General features: G+C 67.8%; 15 protein-coding genes. 14 read left to right on the forward strand and 1 reads right to left on the reverse strand.

What is annotated here, in order from left to right; translation table 11 throughout:
* Positions 1-249: 249 nt before the first annotated feature.
* The 14 genes from Q376_RS0115765 to Q376_RS0115830 all read left to right on the forward strand — a co-directional run bounded on the left by Q376_RS0115765 (position 250) and on the right by Q376_RS0115830 (position 19,457).
* Complete coding sequence (locus Q376_RS0115765) at positions 250-1,737, forward strand: M81 family metallopeptidase (protein WP_027351123.1); 1,488 nt, start codon at positions 250-252, stop codon at positions 1,735-1,737.
* 132 nt (positions 1,738-1,869) lie between these two features.
* Entirely contained in the window at positions 1,870-3,468 is a 1,599-nt protein-coding gene (locus tag Q376_RS0115770; RefSeq protein WP_081803603.1) for an ABC transporter substrate-binding protein, read from the forward strand.
* Between the two features lie 50 nt (positions 3,469-3,518).
* Positions 3,519-4,436, forward strand: a complete 918-nt coding sequence (locus Q376_RS23020; RefSeq protein ID WP_052365402.1) for a LysR family transcriptional regulator — start codon at positions 3,519-3,521, stop codon at positions 4,434-4,436.
* 97 nt (positions 4,437-4,533) lie between these two features.
* Positions 4,534-5,925, forward strand: coding sequence for an amidase (locus tag Q376_RS23025; RefSeq protein WP_043448286.1), 1,392 nt, complete (start codon positions 4,534-4,536; stop codon positions 5,923-5,925).
* A 61-nt stretch (positions 5,926-5,986) separates the two neighbouring features.
* The gene (locus Q376_RS0115785; protein WP_211266690.1) at positions 5,987-7,597 is read left to right on the forward strand and encodes an ABC transporter substrate-binding protein; all 1,611 of its coding nucleotides are present in this window, start codon (positions 5,987-5,989) and stop codon (positions 7,595-7,597) included.
* A 167-nt stretch (positions 7,598-7,764) separates the two neighbouring features.
* Positions 7,765-8,706: an ABC transporter permease gene (locus Q376_RS0115790; protein ID WP_027351126.1), complete on the forward strand. Its 942-nt coding sequence runs from the start codon at positions 7,765-7,767 to the stop codon at positions 8,704-8,706.
* Positions 8,706-9,614 carry an ABC transporter permease gene (locus Q376_RS0115795; RefSeq protein WP_211266691.1) on the forward strand — a complete coding sequence of 303 codons (909 nt, stop codon included), beginning with the start codon at positions 8,706-8,708 and terminating at the stop codon, positions 9,612-9,614. Before Q376_RS0115790 ends, Q376_RS0115795 begins: the two co-directional genes overlap by 1 nt.
* Positions 9,614-11,311, forward strand: coding sequence for an ABC transporter ATP-binding protein (locus tag Q376_RS0115800; RefSeq protein ID WP_052365404.1), 1,698 nt, complete (start codon positions 9,614-9,616; stop codon positions 11,309-11,311). The genes Q376_RS0115795 and Q376_RS0115800 overlap by 1 nt, the downstream gene beginning before the upstream one ends.
* A 269-nt stretch (positions 11,312-11,580) precedes the next feature.
* Positions 11,581-12,702, forward strand: coding sequence for a M20/M25/M40 family metallo-hydrolase (locus Q376_RS0115805; RefSeq protein WP_027351129.1), 1,122 nt, complete (start codon positions 11,581-11,583; stop codon positions 12,700-12,702).
* A 42-nt stretch (positions 12,703-12,744) separates the two neighbouring features.
* Positions 12,745-14,067: an ArgE/DapE family deacylase gene (locus Q376_RS0115810; RefSeq protein WP_043448362.1), complete on the forward strand. Its 1,323-nt coding sequence runs from the start codon at positions 12,745-12,747 to the stop codon at positions 14,065-14,067.
* 121 nt (positions 14,068-14,188) lie between these two features.
* The gene (locus tag Q376_RS0115815; RefSeq protein ID WP_052365405.1) at positions 14,189-15,781 is read left to right on the forward strand and encodes an ABC transporter substrate-binding protein; all 1,593 of its coding nucleotides are present in this window, start codon (positions 14,189-14,191) and stop codon (positions 15,779-15,781) included.
* A 51-nt stretch (positions 15,782-15,832) separates the two neighbouring features.
* Positions 15,833-16,996: a M20 aminoacylase family protein gene (locus Q376_RS0115820; RefSeq protein ID WP_027351132.1), complete on the forward strand. Its 1,164-nt coding sequence runs from the start codon at positions 15,833-15,835 to the stop codon at positions 16,994-16,996.
* Positions 16,993-18,435: an amidase gene (locus tag Q376_RS0115825; RefSeq protein ID WP_027351133.1), complete on the forward strand. Its 1,443-nt coding sequence runs from the start codon at positions 16,993-16,995 to the stop codon at positions 18,433-18,435. The genes Q376_RS0115820 and Q376_RS0115825 overlap by 4 nt, the downstream gene beginning before the upstream one ends.
* Positions 18,432-19,457: a P1 family peptidase gene (locus Q376_RS0115830; protein ID WP_027351134.1), complete on the forward strand. Its 1,026-nt coding sequence runs from the start codon at positions 18,432-18,434 to the stop codon at positions 19,455-19,457. The genes Q376_RS0115825 and Q376_RS0115830 overlap by 4 nt, the downstream gene beginning before the upstream one ends.
* A gap of 4 nt (positions 19,458-19,461) precedes the next feature.
* On the opposite strand, the gene Q376_RS23030 is transcribed toward Q376_RS0115830, so the two are convergent.
* The coding region (locus Q376_RS23030) for a hypothetical protein (RefSeq protein WP_211266692.1) at positions 19,462-20,376 on the reverse strand (915 nt) is incomplete at its 5' end.

Raw genomic sequence — 20,376 nt, forward strand, 5'->3', positions numbered from 1 at the left:
CTTCCTTCGAATGACGGGGGCTGCATCATGCGGGTCTTGAACTCAGCGCCGTGGAGGTTTTTTCAGCAATGATTCAGCGCCCGGCTGCATGAGGTCGCTATTAGCGCCGGTCGCAGTGAGCGTTGCCCTCAGGGCAACGCAATCATGATGCGGCGGTCGTTGCATGTCCAACCGTCACACGCATAACGTTAAAGCGGTTCGGACCGTTCGTGTCCACGCATCGACCTACAATCAAAAGGCCAAGACGTCATGCGCATCCTGATTGCTGGTTTCCAGCATGAAACCAATACCTTCGCGCCTACGCCGGCCGACTATCGAAGCTTTCTCCACGGTGGTGGATTTCCCGCGCTATGCCGGGGACAGGCGCTGTTCGAGCTCGCCGAGGTCAATCTGCCCCTCGGTGGCTTCATCAGCGCAGCGCAAAGCGCCGGGCATACCCTGGTGCCGGTGCTGTGGGCGGCGGCGGCGCCCTCGGCCGCGGTGACCGAGGAGGCGTTCGAGCGCCTGGCGGGGGAGATCGTCGAGGCCGCCCGGCAGGGCGGGTTCGATGCGATCTATCTCGATCTCCACGGGGCGATGGTCTGCGCGCACTGCGACGATGGCGAGGGCGAGCTGCTCTCCCGGCTGCGCGAGGTGGTCGGGCCTGAGCTGCCGATCGCCGCGTCGCTCGATCTGCATGCCAACGTCACCGCTGGGATGCTCGAGCACGCGAGCGTATTGGTCGCCTATCGCACCTATCCCCACGTCGACATGGCGGCCACTGGCGCCCGCGCGCTGGGCCTGCTCGAGCGCATTTTCGCCGGTGAGCGGTTGTACCATCACGCGGTGCGACTGCCGTTTCTGATCCCGATCAACGCAGGCTCCACCATGCTCGAGCCCGCGGCCTCGGTGTATGCCGGGCTCGAGCTGCGCGACCGCGAGAGCGCGGCGACCCTCTCCTTCGCCGCGGGCTTTCCCGCCGCCGACTTTCCCGAATGCGGCCCGGTGGTCTGGGGGCACGGCGCGGATCGCGCTCGGCTGGTCGAGGCGGTCGAGGCGCTCGCCGCCGAGATCGTCGCGCTCGAGCCGCGCTGGTCGGTGCCGTTTCTCGACGCCTTCGATGCGGTCGCCGAGGCGCAGCGGCTCGCCCAGGGCGCGAGCCGCCCGGTGGTGATCGCGGATACCCAGGACAATCCCGGCGCAGGGGGCGATGCCTCGACCGTTGGGCTTCTGCGCGCGCTGCTCGCAGCCAACGTCGAGCGTGCGGCGCTGGGGCTGATCTGCGATCCTGAGGCAGCCGAATTGGCGCACGCCGCGGGGGAGGGCGCGCGGCTGCGGTTCAGCCTGGGCGGCACCCCGAGCCTTGGCGAGCCGCCACTCGAAGTCGACTGCGAAGTGATCCGCCTGAGCGACGGGCGCTGTCGCTACGATGGGCCGATGATGCACGGTACGCTGGCCGAACTCGGCCCCTGCGCCCAGCTCGCGATCCAGGGCGTGCGCGTGCTGGTCAGCTCGCGCAAGGCCCAGCTGCTCGATCGCAACCTGCTGCGGATGGTCGGGATCGAGCCCGAGCGGATGGCGATCCTGGTGCTCAAGAGCTCGGTACATTTTCGCGCCGATTTCGCCCCGATCAGCGAGGCGATCCTGGTCGCCAAGGTGCCGGGGCCGATGGCGGCCGATCCCGCCGATCTGCCCTGGCAGCGGCTTGGCGAGGGCATGCGTACGAAGCCGATGGGGGTGCCCTTCAGCCCGGCCTGAGCCCGCCTGGCCAGCGGCCGCCGCCAGGGAGCGAAAGCAGCGACGGTCATTCCCAGGGATACTTTTCCATTAAGTCCCACCAAGCATTCAAGACCCGGCATCGATAACAATCACAAACGAGGAAGTGCGAAGATGATCGACCCCAAACTGCTCCAGATCGACCTGCGCAAGCTGCTCGGCGCCGCCCTGCTCGGCGCGGGCGCGATGGCGGCGAGCATGCCGGCCTCGGCACAGACGGTGAATGCGATGATGCACTCGGGGCTGCGGGTGCTCGACCCGATCCTCACCACCGCGCACATCACCCGCAACCACGGCTACATGGTCTACGACACGCTGCTCGGCATGGACGAGAACTTCCGGCCCCAGCCGCAGATGGCGGACTGGCAGGTATCCGACGATGGCCTGACCTACACCTTCACCCTTCGCGAAGGGCTCGAGTGGCACGACGGTACCCCGGTCACCGCGGCCGATTGCGTCGCCTCCTTGCAGCGCTGGGGCAGCCGCGACTCCGGCGGCCAGATGCTGATGAGCCACGTCGCGAGCCTCGAGGCGAGCGACGACCGCACCATCACTCTGACGCTTGCCGACCAGTTCGGCTACGTGCTCGAGCTGATCGCTAAACCCTCCTCGGTGCCGGCCTTCATGATGCCGACCCGGCTCGCCGAGACCCCGAGCGACCAGCCGATCCCGGAGCAGATTGGCTCCGGGCCGTTTCGCTTCGTAAGCCAGGAGTTCGATCCCGGCAACCGGGTGGTCTATGAGAAGTTCGAGGACTACGTGCCGAGGAGCGAGCCGCCGAGCTGGACCGCGGGCGGCAAGGTGGTCAACGTCGATCGGGTCGAATGGCTGACGATGCCCGACCAGCAGACCGCGGTCAACGCGCTGAACTCGGGCGATCTCGACTTCATCGAGCAGGTGCCGATCGATCTGCTGCCGCTGCTCGAGGGCAGCGACGGGGTCTCGACCGGCGCGATCAACCCGCTGGGCTACCAGACCATGGGTCGGATGAACTTCCTCTACCCTCCCTTCGACGACATCAAGGTGCGCCAGGCCGCGCTGGTCGCGCTCGACCAGGAGGACGTGCTCGCCGCGTTGATCGGCAACCCCGAATACTATGAGGTCTGTCCTTCCTTCTATGGCTGCCAGTCGCCGCTGGCCAGCGACGAAGGGACCGAGGGCTTCACCGCCAACGGTGACATCGAGCGCGCCCAGGCGCTGCTCGAAGAGGCCGGCTACGATGGCACCCCGGTGGTGATCCTCCAGCCCACCGACGTGGCCACGGTCAGCCCGCAGCCGGTGGTCGCGGCGCAGGCGCTGCGCCAGGCCGGCTTCAACGTCCAGCTGCAGCCGATGGACTGGCAGACCCTGGTGTCGCGCCGGGCCAGCCAGCAGCCGCCGAGCGAAGGCGGTTGGAACCTGTTCTTCACCAACTGGATCATCCCGGAGGTGTGGAACCCGATCGTCAACCCGATGCTCAACGGCCACGGACGCGAGGGCGGCTTCTTCGGCTGGCCGACCGATCCGGAACTCGACCGGCTGCGTGGCGAGTTCGCCGCGGCCCAGGACGACGCCGAGCGCGAGCGCATCGCCGGGGTGATCCAGGCCCACGCGCTCGAGCAGGTCAACTACATCCCGCTCGGCGACTACCGCTCCGTTTCCGCTTGGTCGGACCAGCTGGAGGGACTGCTGCCGGGACCGGTACCGGTGTTCTGGAACCTGACCAAGGACTGACCACCGTGATCACGCCTCGCGTCGAGCGAGGCGTGAGGAGGGAATAGCCCATGCAGCTGCGTTCGCTTCACTATTTCGATGCCGTCGCCCGCTGTCGCTCGCTGCGCCAGGCGGCGGCGCTCCTGCACATCGTGCCCACCGCGCTGAGCCGCCAGATCGTGCAGCTCGAGCATGAGCTCGGCGCCAGGCTGATCGAGCGCAGCCCCAAGGGCGTGCGCCTGACCGCCGCTGGCGAGCTGCTGGCCGAACAGGCCTCGCGCACGCTCAAGGAGCTCGAGCGGGTTCGCGAGCGGATCGACGACCTGCGCGAGCTCGGCGCCGGCCACGTCAGCCTCTACGTGACCGAAGGACTCGCCGCCGGGTTGGTCGCACCGGTGCTCGCCAAGCTCACGCGCGATCATCCGCGGCTGCGCTTCACCCTTTGCATCCAGAGCGCTCCGGCGATCGTCAGGGCCCTGCGCGAGGGAGATTGCGACATAGGCGTTGCGTTCTTCATCGACGAAGAGGAGGGCATCGAGCGTCGGCGGGTCGGACGCCTGGAGCAGTGCATGATCGTCGCGCCCTCGCACCCGCTGGCCAATGCCCAGCGGGTATCGCTGGCGACGCTCGCGGCCCAGCAGCTGGCGCTGCCCGATCAGGGCTATGGCGTGCGGCGCACCCTCGATGCCTTGGCCAAGGTGGCCGGGGTGGAGATCGACCCTGCCTATGTGACCCCTTCGATCGAGATGCAGAAGGCGCTGGCACGCTCGGGCGCCGCCGCCCTGGTGCTGCCGCGGCTCGCGGTGGCCCACGAATGCGCGCAAGGAGAGTTCGTCGCGGTGCCGATCGACGAGCCCAGGCTGAGCAGGGTGGCGATCGATCTCTGCGTGCCGGTCCATGCGCAGCCCGGTTTCGCCGTGGTCGAGACCCTGGCGCGGCTCGTCCATGCCTTCGATGAGGGAGGCGTGGCCCAAACGTGTGCAGCCTGAGCGCTAAATTGAACTGCCGAGCTCGTTACCAGCCTGGGTAGAGTGGCGTGGTCATATCCCGACAATCACAACCATGCCTCGATGGGAGGTGAACCCGATGTTGCCATGTCATCAACTCGATGCGACCCAGGTGCTCGAACTGTTCCGCAGCCGCGAACTGTCACCGAGCGAGTATCTGTCAGAGATCGAAGCCCAGATCGCTCGCTGGGAGCCGCGGATCAATGCGCTCTACGGCTACGATCCCGAGCCGCTGCGCGCCGCCGCCGCCGCCTCCAGCCAGCGCTGGGCGAAGGGCGAGCCGCTGGGGCCGCTCGACGGTGTGCCGGTGACGCTCAAGGAGCTTATCGCGACGCCTGGGCTGCCGATCCCGCTTGGCACCTCGACCACCGAGCTGGTCCCGGTGCAGCATGAAGCACCGCCGGCGGCGCGGATGCGCGAAGCTGGTGCGCTGATGCTGGCCAAGACTACCTGCCCGGATTTCGGCATGCTCTCATCGGGGCTTTCGAGCTTCCACGGCACCACGCGCAACCCCTGGAACCTCGACTGCAACACCGGCGGCTCGAGCTCCGGCGCCGGAGCGGCTGCTGCTGCTGGGTTCGGTCCACTGCACGTCGGCACCGACATCGGCGGCTCGGTACGCCTGCCGGCGGCCTGGTGCGGGGTCGTCGGCTTCAAGCCGAGTCTTGGACGGATCCCGATCGATCCTTACTATGTCGGTCGCTGCGCCGGGCCGATGACCCGCAGCGTCGAGGACGCCGCGCTGATGATGGCGGCGCTGGCCCAGGACGATCGACGGGATGCGATGCGCCTGCCGCCGGCGCGGATCGATTGGTCGAACCTGCCCACCTCGGTGGCGGGGATGCGGATCGGCGTGATGATCTCCTCCGGCTGCGGCCAGCCGCTCGACGATGAGATCGCGACCGTGGTCGAGCGCGCGGCCAAGTGTTTCGAGGCCGCCGGCGCCATATTGGTGCCGCTCGAACCGGTGCTCACCCGCGAGATGCTCGATGGGCTCGACGACTTCTGGCGCGCCCGCCAGTGGAGCCAGCTCGAGCGGCTGCCGGCGGCCAAGCGCGAGGAGGTGATGCCTTATATCCTCGACTGGGCCCGGCGCGGCGGCGAGATCGACGGTGTCACCGCGGTGCGGGGGTTCGAGCAGACCATGATGATGCGCGCGGTCACCGAGGCGGTGTTCGATCGGGTCGATGCGCTGCTTTCGCCGACCACCCCGGTGGTGTCGTTCGCCGCCAGCGCTCACTCGCCGCTCGACGATCCCCAGCGCCCGTTCGAGCACATCGCCTATACCCTGCCATGGAACATGGGCGAGCAGCCTGCGCTTTCGCTCAACGCCGGCTGGAGCCGCGATGGCATGCCGATCGGCTTGCAGATCGTCGGTCCGCGCTTCTTCGATCGCGAGGTGCTCGGTCTCGGCCGCGCGTTCGAGCTGTTCGGCGAGGTGGAGCGTCGCAGCCCAACGCTACCCGGCTGATCGCGGCATCCGTCGATGCCGCGACCGCCCTCAACACAGTCACTCTCATGAAAGGCCGCCCATGACCATCATGTATCCCGGCGTTCTGCGCCATTCCCGCCAGCTGGCCGTCGCTGCAGCGCTCGGCCTCGGCACCCTCGCCTCGCCGCTCGTCGCCGAGGCGGCCACCACCATCCGTGGGGTGATGGATTCGCCGCTGCGGATGCTCGACCCGATCGCCACCACCGCGCACATCACCCGCAACCACGGCTACATGGTCTACGACACCCTGCTCGGTATGGACCTGGACCACCAGCCGCGCCCGCAGATGGCGGACTGGACGGTGTCCGACGACGGGATGACCTATACGTTCACCCTGCGCGATGGACTGAAATGGCACGACGGCGCGCCGGTCACCGCTGCCGACTGCGTCGCCTCGATCCAGCGCTGGGCGGCGCGCGACGCGGGCGGCCAGATGCTGATGGCCAACGTCGCCGAGCTCGAGGCCAGCGACGACAAGACCATCACGCTGAGTCTCTCCAAGCCGTTCGGCTACGTGCTCGAGCTCTTGGCCAAGCCCTCCGGGGTACCGGCGTTCATGATGCCGGAGCGGATCGCGCGGACCCCGGCCGACCAGGTCATCAGCGAGGCGATCGGCTCCGGGCCGTTCAAGTTCGTCGCCGATGAGTTCCAGCCGGGCGTCCAGGCGGTGTATGAGAAGTTCGCCGACTACGTGCCGCGCTCCGAGCCGCCCAATGGCACCGCCGGTGGCAAGCAGGTCGAGGTCGATCGGGTCGAATTCGTCGCCATGCCCGACGCCCAGACCGCGATGAACGCGCTGCAGTCGGGGGACATCGACTTCTTCGAACAGGTACCGATCGACCTGCTGCCGCTGCTCGAGGGCAACGATGAGATCCACACGCAGGTGCTCAACGAGCTCGGCTACCAGAGCATGGGGCGGATGAATTTCCTCCAGCCGCCGTTCGACGACGTGAACATCCGCCGCGCCGCGCTCACGGCGCTCGGCCAGGGCGACGTGCTCGCCGCGATGGTCGGCAACCCTGAATACTACGAGACCTGTGGGTCGGTGTTCGGATGCGGCACGCCGCTTGCAGATGAAACCGGCAGCCAGAGCCTGGTCGACGGCGGTGACCCCGCCAAGGCCAGGCAGATGCTCGAGGAAGCGGGGTACGACGGCACGCCGGTGGCGATCCTCCAGGCCACCGATGTACCGATACTGGTCGCACCGCCCGTGGTGGCGGCCGAGCAGCTGCGCAAGGCCGGGTTCAATGTCCAGCTGATGCCGATGGACTGGCAGTCCATCGTCGCCCGCCGGGTCAACCAGGGGCCAGTGGCGCAGGGTGGTTGGAACATGTTCTTCTCCAACTGGATCGTCCAGGAGGTGTGGAACCCGATCAACAACCCGATGCTCAACGGCGGTGGCCCGGGCAAGGCGTGGTTCGGCTGGCCCGAGGACGAAGAGATCGATCGCCTTCGCGCCGAGTTCGCCGCGGCGACCGACGAAGCCACCCAGCGCGAGGTGGCGAGCCGGATCCAGGCCCATGCGATGGACTACGTAAGCTACGTGCCGCTCGGCCAGTACCGGGTGGTGAGCGCCTGGCGCAGCGAGCTCGAAGGCGTGCGCCCGGCGCCGGTGCCGGAGTTCTGGGGCGTGAGCAAGCGCCAGGATTGAGCCGCCGGACCGCTATCGGCGGTCGGCCATAACCACAGGGCAAGGCACTGCGACGAACAGGTATGCGACAGGCCTCGCTCCATTGTTAAGCTGTCCCGGGCATCCTCGAGCGGGTGCCCGGGAGTCAACCTCAACCGCCCTTTACAACCACAACCAAAGGAGGCGTCATGCTCAGCTATTTCGTGCGTCGCGTCATCGCGGCGATTCCAGTGATGCTGGTGGTCGCGCTGTTCGTCTTCCTGCTGCTCAGGCTCTCCCCGGGCGACCCGGCGGCGATCATCGCCGGCGACATGGCCACTCCCGAGCAGCTTGCCCGTATCCGCGCCGCCCTGGGCCTCGACGAGCCGCTCTACATCCAGTTCTTCGTCTGGCTCGGCGAGCTGCTGCGCGGTGACTTCGGCACCTCGTTGATCTCCCAGACCCCGGTGCTGACGATGATCCACCAGCGCCTCGAGCCGACCCTGAGCCTGGCGCTGGTGTCGATCCTGTTCACCGTGCTGATCTCGGTACCGCTCGGTGTGATCGCTGCGTGGCGCCATGGTAGCTTCATCGACAACTTCGTGATGTCCGCCTCAGTGGTCGGCTTCTCGGTGCCGGTGTTCGTGATCGGCTATCTGCTGATCCAGCTGTTCGCCATCGAGCTGCGCTGGTTCCCGGTGCAGGGCTTTCGCAGCCTGTTCGACGGAGTCGGTCCGTTCGTCAGCCGCATAGTGCTGCCGGCGCTGACCCTGTCGTCGATCTACATCGCGCTGATCAGCCGGATGACCCGCGCGAGCATGCTCGAAGTGCTCGATGAGGACTACATCCGCACCGCACGGGCCAAGGGGCTGGGCGAGCGCGCGGTGCTGTTTCGCCATGCGCTGCGCAACGCCGCAGTGCCGATCCTCACCGTGATCGGCACCGGCTTCGCGCTGATGGTCTCGGGCGTGGTGGTGACCGAGAGCGTGTTCAACATCCCCGGCCTCGGCCGGCTGATCGTCGATGCGGTGCTGGCCCGCGACTATCCGGTGATCCAGGGGCTGATCCTGCTCACCTCCGGGCTCTACGTGGTGATCAATCTGCTGATCGATCTCTCCTACGCCGCCACCGATCCGAGGATCCGCTACTGATGAACATGCAGACCCTGAACCCCTCGCGGACGGGAGGCGACGCCATGCCCGAAGGTCGCGGCGCCAGCCGCTTGCTCTCCCGGCTGTTCGCTACCCGGCCCAAGGCGGTGACGCTGATCGCTGCGGTGGTACTGGCGCTGATCGTCGCGATCGCGCTGTTCGCGCCCTGGCTCGCCAACCACGATCCGCTGGCGCTGTCGCCGGCCAACCGCCTCAAGGGCATGAGCGAGAGCTACTGGCTTGGCACCGACGCCTACGGGCGCGATCTCTATTCACGCATCCTCTATGGCGCCCAGGTGTCGCTGATCGTCGGTGTCGGGGTAGCGATACTGAGCGTCGCGATCGGCCTGCCGCTGGGCCTGCTCGCCGGCTACTTCCGCGCCATCGATGCGATCCTGATGCGGATCATGGACGGCCTGATGGCGATTCCCGGGATCCTGCTCGCGATCGCGATCGTCTCGCTGACCAGCGCCAATCTATGGACGGTGATGCTGGCGATCATGGTGCCGGAGATCCCGCAGGTGGTGAGGCTGGTACGCTCGCGGGTGCTCTCCGCCCGCGAGGAGCCGTTCGTCGAGGCCGCGGTGCTGATGGGCACCCCGACGCTCAAGCTGATGATCCGCCACCTGATGCCGAGCACGATCGCACCGCTGATCGTCCAGGGCACCTACATCTGCGCCTCGGCGATCCTCACCGAGGCGATCCTCTCGTTCCTCGGCGCCGGGATCGGCACCGAGATCCCCTCGTGGGGCAACATCATGTCCGAGGGCCGGATCTACTTCCAGATCAAACCCTCGCTGATCTTCTGGGCGGGGCTTTTGCTCTCCGCCTGCATCCTGTCGATCAACCTGCTTGGCGATAGCGCTCGCGACGCCTTGGATCCGAAGATGAAACGGAGGAACGCCTGATGAGTACCGCCACAGTGACGTCCGGACGCGATTCTGCCAAGGCGGCCGCGGAGAAGGTGCTCGAGGTCGAGGGGCTGGTGGTCGAGACCGGCGGCAAGCGTCCGGCGCCGATCCTCCGCGGCGTGTCTTTCTCGATCAGTCCCGGTGAGACCCTTTGCCTGGTCGGCGAGTCGGGGTCGGGCAAGTCGGTGACCTCGCTCGCCACCATGGGGCTGCTGCCGCGCGGCGCGCTGGTGGCGCGGGGAGGGCGCATCCTGCTCGACGGCGAGAACCTGCTCGAGGCCACTCCCTCGCGGCTCAAGGCGCTGCGGGCCAACCGCATGGCGATGATCTTCCAGGAGCCGATGACCGCGCTGAACCCGGTGCTCAGCGTCGGCCGCCAGCTCGATGAAGTGCTCGAGACCCACACCCGGCTGTCGTCGCGCGAGCGCAAGGCCAAGGTGCTCGACGCCTTCTCCCAGGTCCACCTGCCGGAGATCGAGCGCATCTATTCGAGCTTCCCGCACCAGCTCTCGGGCGGTCAGCGCCAGCGGATCATGATCGCGATGGCGCTGGTGCTCGAGCCGCGGCTGTTGATCGCCGACGAGCCGACCACCGCGCTCGATGTCACCACCCAAAAGCAGATCCTCTCCTTGATCAAGGAGCTGCAGCAGAAGCACGGCACCGCGGTGCTGTTCATCACCCACGACATGGGCGTGGTGGTCGACATCGCGGACCGGGTCTGCGTGATGAACAAGGGCGAAGTGGTCGAGAGCGGCGAGGTCGCCCAGGTGCTCGGCGCGCCTCGCGAGGCCTACACCCAGACCCTGCTCGACGCTGTGCCCAGCCTCACCCCGCGCGCGCCGCGCATCGAGGCGAGCCAGAAGACGGTGCTCGAAGTCCAGGCGCTGGAGAAGGTGTTCGAAGGCGGCCGCGGACTGATGCGCTGGCTGGGCAAGTCGAGCGAGGGCACCCGCGCGGTGGACGATGTCAGCTTCCGGCTCAAGCGCGGGCGCACGCTCGGCATCGTCGGTGAGTCCGGCTCGGGCAAGTCGACGCTCGCGCGCTGCGTGATGCGCCTCGAGACGCCGAGCGGCGGCGCGATCCGGGTCGATGGCAAGGAGATCTCCGAGCTCTCGCGTTCGATGCTCAAGCCGCACCGCAAGCGGATCCAGATGATCTTCCAGGACCCCAATCGCTCGCTCAACCCGCGCCGCACCATCGGCGACAGCCTGGTCGAGGGACCGATGAACTACGGCACGCCGCGCAAGCAGGCGTGGGCGCGCGGGCGCGAGCTGCTCGAGCTGGTGGGCCTGCCGGCGGACGCGATCGATCGCTACCCGCACCAGTTCTCCGGCGGCCAGCGCCAGCGTATCGCGATCGCACGTGCGCTGATGATGGAGCCCGAGGTGATCGTCGCCGACGAGGCGGTCTCGGCGCTCGACGTCTCGGTGCAGGCGCAGGTGCTGGGGCTGATCGATGAGATCCAGCAGCGTCTCGGGATCGCAGTGCTGTTCATCACCCACGATCTCAGGGTGGCAGCGCAGATCTGCGACGAGGTGCTGGTGATGCAGCGGGGCAAGCTGGTGGAGTACGGTCCGGCGGCGGAGGTGCTGGCCAATCCCCAGGCCGAGTACACCCGCGCATTGATGGAAGCGGCCCCGGGGCGGCATTGGGACTTCGCCGCCCGTGCACCCTTGCAACCGATCGCTGGATGATCATCGGGCCGCGCCAAGGCGCGGCCCGATTGCGTAGTGGCTGGGCTTGGTACGCAATCCGTCCGTGCCCGACTGCACGGCGGTGGAAATCAGCTCGTGCGCGAATCCGATCGCAGTACTTCCGCACCGCGCGCGTCGTCGTTTCGCTGATTCCCGCCCCGTCGAGTCGCCGCTCGTCGACTTTTCGTGCAAAGCCCGAAGCTCAGTTCGCTGGGTCGGTTTCTCCCACCCGGTTTTCTCCACCTGGTTTCATTCCCTAGGGAAATGGCATGCACACCCACGATCTACCCTTCGATCTCGATGAGATGCTGGCAGGGCTCAAGACCTGGATCGAATGCGAAAGTCCGAGCCTCGACGCGGCAGCGGTCGACCGGATGATGGACCTCGCCGCTTTCGATCTCGCCGCCGCGGGCGCCACGGTGGAGCGTATTCCGGGCCGCGCGGGATACGGCGGCTCGGTTCGCGCGAGGTTTCCCCACCGCGACTCCGGCAAGCCGGGGATCCTGATCGCCGGGCACATGGATACCGTGCACCCGCTCGGTACGCTCGAGGTGCTGCCGTTCAGGCGCGAGGGCGAGCTGTGCTATGGCCCCGGCATCATGGACATGAAGGGCGGTAACTACGTAAGCCTCGAGGCGCTGCGCCAGCTCCTGCGCGCCGGTCTCGAGACGCCTTTGCCGGTGACCGTGCTGTTCACCCCCGACGAGGAACTCGGCACGCCCTCGACCCGCGCGCTGATCGAGAACGAGGCGCGCAAGCACCGCTACGTGCTGGTACCCGAGCCGGCCCATGCCGGCGGTGCGGCGACGATCGGCCGCTACGCGATCGCGCGGTTCGACCTGGCGAGCAAGGGGCGCCCGAGCCATGCCGGGGCGAGACTGTCGGAAGGGCGTTCGGCGATCGCGGTGATGGCGCGCAAGATCCTCGAGATCGAAGCGATGAGCACCGACGACTGCACCTTCAGCGTCGGCGTGGTCCACGGCGGGCAGTGGGCCAACTGCGTGGCTTCCGCCTGCCGCGGCGAGGCGCTGAGCATGGCCAAGACCCAGCAGGATCTCGATCGCGGCGTGGCTCGGATGATGGCGCTGGCAGACGACGATTTCTCCATCGTCCGTGGTGTCACCCGTCCGGTCTGGGAGCCCAACCAGCCCGGTACCATGGCGATGTTCGAACTGGCCAAGGAGATCGCCGCCGAGCTCGGTTTCGAGCTGTCCGGCCAGAGCAGCCCGAGCGGCTCCGACGGCAACTTCACCGGTGCACTGGGCATCCCCACGCTCGACTCGCTCGGCGTGCGCGGCAATGGCCTGCATACGCTGAACGAGCATATCGAGGTATCGAGCCTGGTCGAGCGGGCTCGGCTGATGGCGGCACTGCTGATGCGGCTCGAGTGAGTCCGTCATTTCCCTCGCATGGAGAAGGGCATGGAGCACGGCATGAATAGCGACATAGAGATTTCCGCAGAGCTTGCGCGCGCGCTGACCGACTCGGTGGAAGCCGGTTTCGCCGAGCAGCTGGCGTTCACCCGCCAGCTAGTGGAGTTCCGCTCGGTGCGAGGCGACGAGTCCGAGCTGCAGGCGTTCTTCCACCAAGCGCTGCAACAGCGCGGCTACGAGGTGGAGAGCTTCGGCATGGACCGGGCGGCGATCGAGCGCCATCCCGGCGGTTCGAAATGGTCGGATACCCATTCGAACGCACCGATCGTCGTCGGCACCCATCACCCCCGCGAGGAGCGCGGGCGTTCGCTGATCCTCCAGGGGCACGTCGACGTCGTGCCGACCGGACCGCAGAGCTGCTGGGAGCGCGAGCCGTTCGGCGGCGAGATCGAGGGGCAGTGGATGTACGGACGCGGCGCGGGCGACATGAAGGCCGGCTGCGCGGCCAACCTGTTCGCCCTCGACGCGCTGCGCCGGATCGGCCTGCAGCCGGCGGCGAGAGTCCACATCCAGTCGGTGGTCGAGGAAGAGGCCACCGGCAACGGTGCATTGATGACGCACCTGCGCGGCTACCGGGCCGAGGCGGCGCTGGTGCCCGAGCCCGAAGGAGAGCGGCTGGTGCGCGCCAACGTCGGCGTGCTGTGGTTCCAGGTCATGGTGCGCGGGCTGCCGGTGCATGTGCACACCATGGGCGAGGGCGGCAACGCGATCGATGGCGCCTATCGCCTGATCGGTGCGCTGCGTGAGCTCGAGCAGCGGTGGAACGAGCGCAAGGTCGACCATCCGCTGTTCGCTGAGCTTGCGCATCCGATCAATCTCAACATCGGCAAGATCGAAGGCGGGGACTGGGCCTCGTCGGTGCCGTGCTGGTGCCGGGTCGACTGCAGGATCTCGCTCTATCCAGGGGTGGATGCCGACTCCGCCGCCAAGGAGATCAGTGATTGCATTGCCGCTTTCGCGGCGAGCGATCCGCTGCTGTCCGAGTTTCCACCGGAGCTGACCTTCAATGGCTTCTATGCCGAGGGCTACGTGCTCGAGCCCGGATCGCAGGCCGAGGCGGTGCTCGCCGGGGCCCACCGCGCGGTGTTCGGTACGGCGCTCGAGACCATGGTCTCTCCGGCCTATATCGATACCCGGGTCTATGCGCTCTACGACCGGATCCCGGCGCTCTGCTACGGGCCGGTGGCGAAGAACATCCATGGCTACGACGAAGCGGTCGAGCTCGACTCGCTCAAGCAGATCACCAAGACGATGGCGCTGTTCATCGCCCAGTGGTGTGGAACCGAGCCGTTGGCGGTGGGGGAGCCCGGCGGCCAGCGCTGAGCCATCGCCGCTCGGTCGAGCGGCAGGACGGAGATCGAGCGGTTGTGGGTTGAACGCCGGGCTGCGGCGCAGATGCAGCGCAATACCAATAACAATCAAATCAAGGCAGAGGTCGATCACGATGAAGGCTATACGCTGTTTCCACCGCTTGGCTCGCTGCGCGGCGGTCGCACTGCTCGCAAGTGCCGCGTCCACGTCCGCCGCGCTTGCCCAGACCACCATCACCGCGGTGATGCACTCGCCGCTGCGGGTGCTCGACCCGGTGATGTCCACCGCCCATATCACCCGCAATCATGCCTACATGATCTACGACGTACTGGTCGCGGCAGACGAGGAGTTCACTCCCCGCCCGCAGATGGCGAGCTGGACGATCTCCGACGACGGGCTGGTCTACACCTTCACCCTGCGCGACGGCCTCAAGTTCCACGACGGCGCGCCGGTTCGCGCAGCCGACGCGGTGGCGAGTCTCAAACGCTGGGGCCAGCGCGATGGCGGCGGGCAGATCCTGATGGACTTCACCTCGTCGCTCGAGGCGGTCGACGACAAGACCCTGGTATGGCAACTGCGCGAGCCGTTCCCGGCGCTGCTCGATACCCTGGCCAAGCAGTCGGGCCTGCCGCCGTTCATCATGCCCGAGCGAATCGCCTCGACCGCGTCGGAGACCGCGATCACCGAGCACATCGGCTCGGGTCCGTTCCGCTTCATCGAAAGCGAGTTCCAGCCCGGCGTCAGCGTCGCTTACGAGAAGTTCGAGGATTACGTGCCGCGTGAGGAGCCGGCGAGCTGGATGGCGGGTGGCAAGGTGGTCAACGTCGACAAGGTGGTCTGGGTCTCCATGCCGGATGCGCTGACCTCGGTGAACGCGCTGGCGGCAGGCGAGATCGACTACCTCGAGCAGGTCCCGGTCGACCTGGTGCCGATGCTCGAGTCCGAGGATGAAGTCACGGTCGAGGTGCGCAGCGATCTTGGCTACCAGAACTTCGGCCGGATGAACTTCAAGCATCCTCCCTTCGACGACGTCAGGCTGCGCCAGGCGGCGCTGCTGGCGATGGACCAGCAGGCCATCCTTTCCGCCCAGGTCGGCGATCCGCGCTACTACACTCTGTGTGGCGCGATCTTCGGCTGCGGCACCGCGCTCGAGGACCAGACCGGCGCGGAGAGCCTGCTATCGGGCGGCGACCCCGAGCGGGCGCGCGCGCTGCTCGAAGAGGCGGGGTACGACGGCACGCCGGTGGTGATCCTCCACGCGACCGACGTGGTCAGTCTCAGCACCCAGCCGATCGTCGCCGCCCAGGCGCTGCGACAGGTGGGCTTCAACGTCGAAGTGCAGTCGATGGACTGGCAGACGCTGATCTCCCGCAGGGTCAGCATGGCGCCTCCCGCGCAGGGCGGCTGGAACATGTTCTTCTCGACCTGGATCGTGCCCGAGATCAACACCCCGCTGGTATCGAGCATGCTGAGCGGCCGGGGCGATGCGGCCTTCTTCGGCTGGCCGGACGATCCGGTGGCTGAGGAGATCAAGATGGCGTTCATCCGTGCCGAGACGGCCGAGGCCCAGCGTGAAGCGGCCTTGCGCTTCCAGCAGCATGCCATGGAGCAGGTGCTCTACATTCCACTCGGTGAATTCGGGCTGCCGCAGGCGCGGCGCAACACCCTCACCAACATGATTCCATCACCGGTGCCGGTGTTCTGGAACATCGAGAAGATCGAGTGAGCCGTACGTCCGCCGTCATCGCTATCCAAGCACCAGCCAAGGAGCCAACGAATGAGCAACATCGCCCGGATCGACGATTACTTCGAGGAGCTCTGCGCGATTCGCCACGACCTCCACGCCCATCCCGAGATCGGCTTCGAGGAGACCCGCACCGCCTCGATCGTCGCTGGTCTGCTGCGTGAGTACGGCGTCGACGAGGTGCACGAGGGCATCGCCGGTACCGGGGTGGTCGGGGTGATCCAAGGCCGACTCGGCGGCGCCGGGCGGGTAGGCCTGCGCGCCGACATGGACGCGCTGCCGATGGACGAGGCGACCGGCCTCGAGTTCTCCTCGACCATCCCCGGGCGCTTTCACGGCTGCGGCCACGATGGCCACACCACCATGCTGCTCGGCGCGGCGCGCTACCTGGCCGAGACCCGCAACTTCGCCGGCCAGGCGGTGCTGATCTTCCAGCCCGCCGAGGAGGGGCTGGGCGGTGCGCGGCGGATGATCGAGGAGGGGCTGTTCGAGCGCTTCCCGGTCGATGAGATCTACGCCATGCACAACTCGCCCCAGCATGCGCCAGGACAGATCGCGGTGTTCGCGGGACCTGCGATGGCGGGGGCCGACTTCTTCGACATCCTGATCCACGGCCGCGGCAGCCACGGCGCCGCGCCACACTTCTCCCGCGACCCGGTGGTGATCGCCGGCGCTCTGATCCAGGCGCTGCAGGGGGTGGTCAGTCGCAACGTCGACCCACTCGATCCCGCGGTGCTGTCGATCACCCAGGTGCACGCGGGTTCGGCCTACAACGTGATCCCCCAGACCGCGACGCTCGCCGGTACCGTGCGGGTGTTCTCCAGTCAGGCCCGCGAGCTGATCCGTTCGCGGATGCGCACCATCGTCGCGGGGATCGCGGCGAGCTTCGACGTCGAGATCGAGCTCGACATCCGCGATGTGTTCAGCGTGCTGGAAAACGCCGAGGGGCCGACCAAGGCGATCGAGGAGGCCGCTCGCGAGCTGGTCGGTGAGGAAAACCTGCTGACCGCGGTCAAGCCGCTGATGGGCAGCGAGGACTTCGCCGACATGCTCGCCGCGGTACCCGGCGCCTATTGCTGGGTCGGCCACAGCGGCGACGTGCCGGTGCACAACCCGGGCTTCACGCTGGGCGACGAGATCCTGCCGCTCGGCGCCAGCCTGTTCGCCCGCCTGGTCGAGCGGCGGCTCGCGCCATGAGCCTGACCGAACTCGACGCTCGAGAACTGTCGCAGCGGATCCACGCCCGCGAGGTTTCGTGCGAGGAGGTGGTGAGCGCCCACCTGGCGCGGATCGAGCGGTTCAATCCCAAGGTCGGCGCGATCGTCTCGCTCGAGCCCTTCGATGCGCTGCTCGACCAGGCCCGCGAGCGCGACCGGGAGCTCGCCGCCGGCCAGGACCGCGGCTGGATGCACGGCTTTCCGCTGGCGGTGAAGGATCTTGCCCTGACCCGTGGGATTCGCACTACCTTCGGCTCGCCGCTGTTCAAGGATTTCGTTCCCGACCAGGATTCGATCGTCGTCGAGCGGATGAAGGCGAGCGGGGCGATCGTGATCGGCAAGACCAACGTACCCGAGTTCGGGCTGGGCTCGCAGACCTACAATCCGCTGTTCGGCGCCACCGGCTGCGCCTTCGACCCCGAGCGCACCGCCGGCGGCTCGAGCGGCGGCGCGGCCGCGGCGCTGGCGCTCGAATTGGTGCCGGTGGCCGACGGCAGCGACATGATGGGCTCGCTGCGCAATCCGGCCGCGTTCAACGCGGTGGTCGGCTTTCGTCCCTCCCAGGGCCGCGTGCCCGCCGCGCACTCGCCCGACGGTTTCTACTCCCAGCTCGGTACCGAAGGACCGATGGGCAGGAGCGTCGCCGATGTCGCCCGGCTGCTCGCGGTACAGGCCGGGTTCGACGCCCGCGCGCCGCTGTCGCTGGCGGGCGACGGCGCGGAGTTCGCTTCGCCCTTGGCATCTCCCACTGCGCCGCGCTTTGGCTGGCTTGGCGACTTCCAAGGCCATCTCGCCACCGAGCCGGGGGTGCTCGCGCTCTGCGAGGGCACCTTCGCCGCGCTCGAAAGTCTCGGCGGCGGGGTCGAGCCGGCCAAGCTCGAGTTCGACCTCGATCGGCTGTGGTCGGCATGGTGCACGCTGCGCAACTTCTCGGTCGCCGGCACCCACGCCGGCAGCTATGCCGATCCGGCTCGGCGCGAGCAGATGAAGCCCGAGCTGCGCTGGGAGATCGAGGGTGGGCTCGCGCTCAGCGCCCTCGATGTCCACCGCGCCGGTGTGGTCAGGACCCACTGGTACCGGACGATGCGCAAGGCGTTCGAGCGCTACGATTTCTTGCTGCTGCCGAGCGCCCAGGTGTTCCCGTTCGACAAGCGCGAGCACTGGCCGAAGTCGGTCGGCGGGCGGGCGATGGACACCTATCACCGCTGGATGGAGGTGGTGATCGGTCCGAGCCTCGCCGGACTGCCGGCGATCAGCGTCCCGGCCGGCTTCGACGCTCGCGGCCTGCCGATGGGGATCTCGATCATCGGCCCGCCGCGCGCCGATCTCGCTGTGCTCCAGGTTGCCCACGCCTTCGAGCAAGCGGTCGGCGGCTTCCGCCAGCGTCGCCCCGGCCTTGCTGAGGCGGAGCGCTCATGAGCCGCGCAGTCGAGCACGGGTTGATCCCGGGCTCGATCACCGACGTACCGGGGATCGAGGCGGGCCATCATACCCTCGCCGGACGGCCCACCGGCTGTACCGTGGTGCTCTGCGAGCAAGGCGCGGTGGCGGCGGTCGATGTACGCGGAGGAGCGCCGGGCAGTCGCGAGACGGCGCTGCTCGATCCGGCCAATCTGGTCGAGCGCATCCATGCGGTGGTGCTCAGCGGCGGCAGCGCCTATGGGCTCGACAGCGCAGGCGGGGTGATGCGCTGGCTCGAAAGCCGGGGCGTCGGCTTTCCGATTGGCAGCGATGCCGGGATGCTCGGCCGGGTGCCGATCGTATGCGGTGCGGTATTGATGGACCTGGGGGTGGGTGACTTCTCGCTGCGTCCGGACATCGAAGCCGGCTGGCGTGCCTGCGCGGCGGCGGGAGCCGGGGTGCTGTCCGAAGGCAACTTCGGCGCTGGCGCAGGGGCGACGGTGGGCAAGCTGTTCGGTGCGCAGTGGGCAATGAAAGGAGGCTTCGGTGGTTCGAGCTGGCGCTTCGCCGAGCAGGGCTGGACGCTGGGCGTTGCGGTCGCGGTCAACGCGGTGGGCGACGTGCGCGATCCACGCGACAACCGGCTGATCGCCGGCGCCCGTGATCTCCACGGCCTGCGCGACAGCCAGGCGGCGATGTTCGGCGCAGCGCCCAACGGCGGCGTACCCGGCGGGAACACCACCATCGGCGTGGTGGCGACCGACGCACCGCTCAGCCGTGGGCAGGCCGGGCGTCTTGCCCAGATGGCCCAGGACGGCTACGCACGGGCGATTTCCCCGATCCACACCCCGTTCGACGGCGACACCCTGTTCGCGCTCTCCACTGCGCCACCGGGGCGCAATGAAATCAGCGCGCGCGAACTCACCGCGCTCGGCAGCGTCGCCGCCACCCTGGTCGCCCATGCCATCGCCCGAGCGGTACTCGCCGCCGAAGGCCTGCCCAAGTACGGCCTGCCCGCGGCTCGCGACCTGCCTGCCTAGCGGCTCAGCAGCTCTTCGCGCTGGCCCAGATCGGCTCGCCGATCACCCCACCCTGGCCATAGCGATAGCTGACCCGGATACCGACGCCCTGGGTGCGCATCTCGCGGAAGAAGGCGCCCTTGCAGTATTCGCTCCTGATGTTGCCGGTCATGCCGGCGACGAACTCATCCTCATCGACTTCCATCGCATCGAAGTTGTCGACCGAGTACTCGAGCTTCATCGTCTTGTTGGCCGCGACGTACTCGGCGTGGGTCAGCCGCGAGTAGTCGTCGACCCGCCTTGGCAGCTGGCGGTTGAGATCCGCGGCCCAGCGGGTGAAATCGGTGCCGCCCGACCCCGCCGGCCGCGATGGCGGCGCTGACGAGGAAGGAGCGGGCGGGGAAGGCGCAGGCCGGCTCGCGGCGGGCGCCGCAGGGCGCTCGCTCGCGGTCGGGGCAGCCGGCGTCGGGCGCGAGGTGGCGGGCGCGGTGGAGGGCTCACCGGAAAGCAGCCCGATCACGCGCTGGATACCCTGGTCGAGCAGTACGCGGCCCTGCTGCTTGACCAGGTCGCCCTTGAGGATCAGCAGCATCGCGACGGCGAGGAAGACCACCAGCGCAATGTTGGCGAACGCCTTGTCGCGATTGGCGCGCTTGCGCAGGAGGCTGCCGAGGAAAGCGCACACCAGGGCCACCCCCAGAGCCGCACCGTAGGTCGGCAGATAGGCCAACGCGACCGACAAGGCTTCATCCAGTCCACCGTTGGCGCGCGAGCTGAACAGATAGCTGGTACCGCCGAGGAAGGCGAAAAAGGCAACCGTTACGGGCAGGAACTTGGAGCTGGGCATGGCTTCCTTGGCGTTGCTTGCATCTTCATCCCCCGATGATAGCCGTTTGCGCGCCGCCTTGGCAGCCGTTGGAGCGCAGGTAGCGAGGCGTGG

Origin of the sequence: Halotalea alkalilenta DSM 17697 (assembly GCF_000621205.1) — a bacterium.
Taxonomy (GTDB): domain Bacteria; phylum Pseudomonadota; class Gammaproteobacteria; order Pseudomonadales; family Halomonadaceae; genus Halotalea; species Halotalea alkalilenta.

Bases quoted from the DNA above. Each gene is read 5' to 3' on its own strand.
- Q376_RS0115815 (WP_052365405.1), top strand. From the start codon at position 14,189: ATGAAGGCTATACGCTGTTTCCACCGCTTGGCTCGCTGCGCGGCGGTC.
- Q376_RS0115785 (WP_211266690.1), top strand. From the start codon at position 5,987: ATGACCATCATGTATCCCGGCGTTCTGCGCCATTCCCGCCAGCTGGCC.
- Q376_RS0115795 (WP_211266691.1), top strand. From the start codon at position 8,706: ATGAACATGCAGACCCTGAACCCCTCGCGGACGGGAGGCGACGCCATG.
- Q376_RS0115805 (WP_027351129.1), top strand. From the start codon at position 11,581: ATGCACACCCACGATCTACCCTTCGATCTCGATGAGATGCTGGCAGGG.
- Q376_RS0115765 (WP_027351123.1), top strand. From the start codon at position 250: ATGCGCATCCTGATTGCTGGTTTCCAGCATGAAACCAATACCTTCGCG.
- Q376_RS0115825 (WP_027351133.1), top strand. From the start codon at position 16,993: ATGAGCCTGACCGAACTCGACGCTCGAGAACTGTCGCAGCGGATCCAC.
- Q376_RS23020 (WP_052365402.1), top strand. From the start codon at position 3,519: ATGCAGCTGCGTTCGCTTCACTATTTCGATGCCGTCGCCCGCTGTCGC.
- Q376_RS23025 (WP_043448286.1), top strand. From the start codon at position 4,534: ATGTTGCCATGTCATCAACTCGATGCGACCCAGGTGCTCGAACTGTTC.
- Q376_RS0115800 (WP_052365404.1), top strand. From the start codon at position 9,614: ATGAGTACCGCCACAGTGACGTCCGGACGCGATTCTGCCAAGGCGGCC.
- Q376_RS0115790 (WP_027351126.1), top strand. From the start codon at position 7,765: ATGCTCAGCTATTTCGTGCGTCGCGTCATCGCGGCGATTCCAGTGATG.
- Q376_RS0115830 (WP_027351134.1), top strand. From the start codon at position 18,432: ATGAGCCGCGCAGTCGAGCACGGGTTGATCCCGGGCTCGATCACCGAC.
- Q376_RS0115820 (WP_027351132.1), top strand. From the start codon at position 15,833: ATGAGCAACATCGCCCGGATCGACGATTACTTCGAGGAGCTCTGCGCG.
- Q376_RS0115770 (WP_081803603.1), top strand. From the start codon at position 1,870: ATGATCGACCCCAAACTGCTCCAGATCGACCTGCGCAAGCTGCTCGGC.
- Q376_RS0115810 (WP_043448362.1), top strand. From the start codon at position 12,745: ATGAATAGCGACATAGAGATTTCCGCAGAGCTTGCGCGCGCGCTGACC.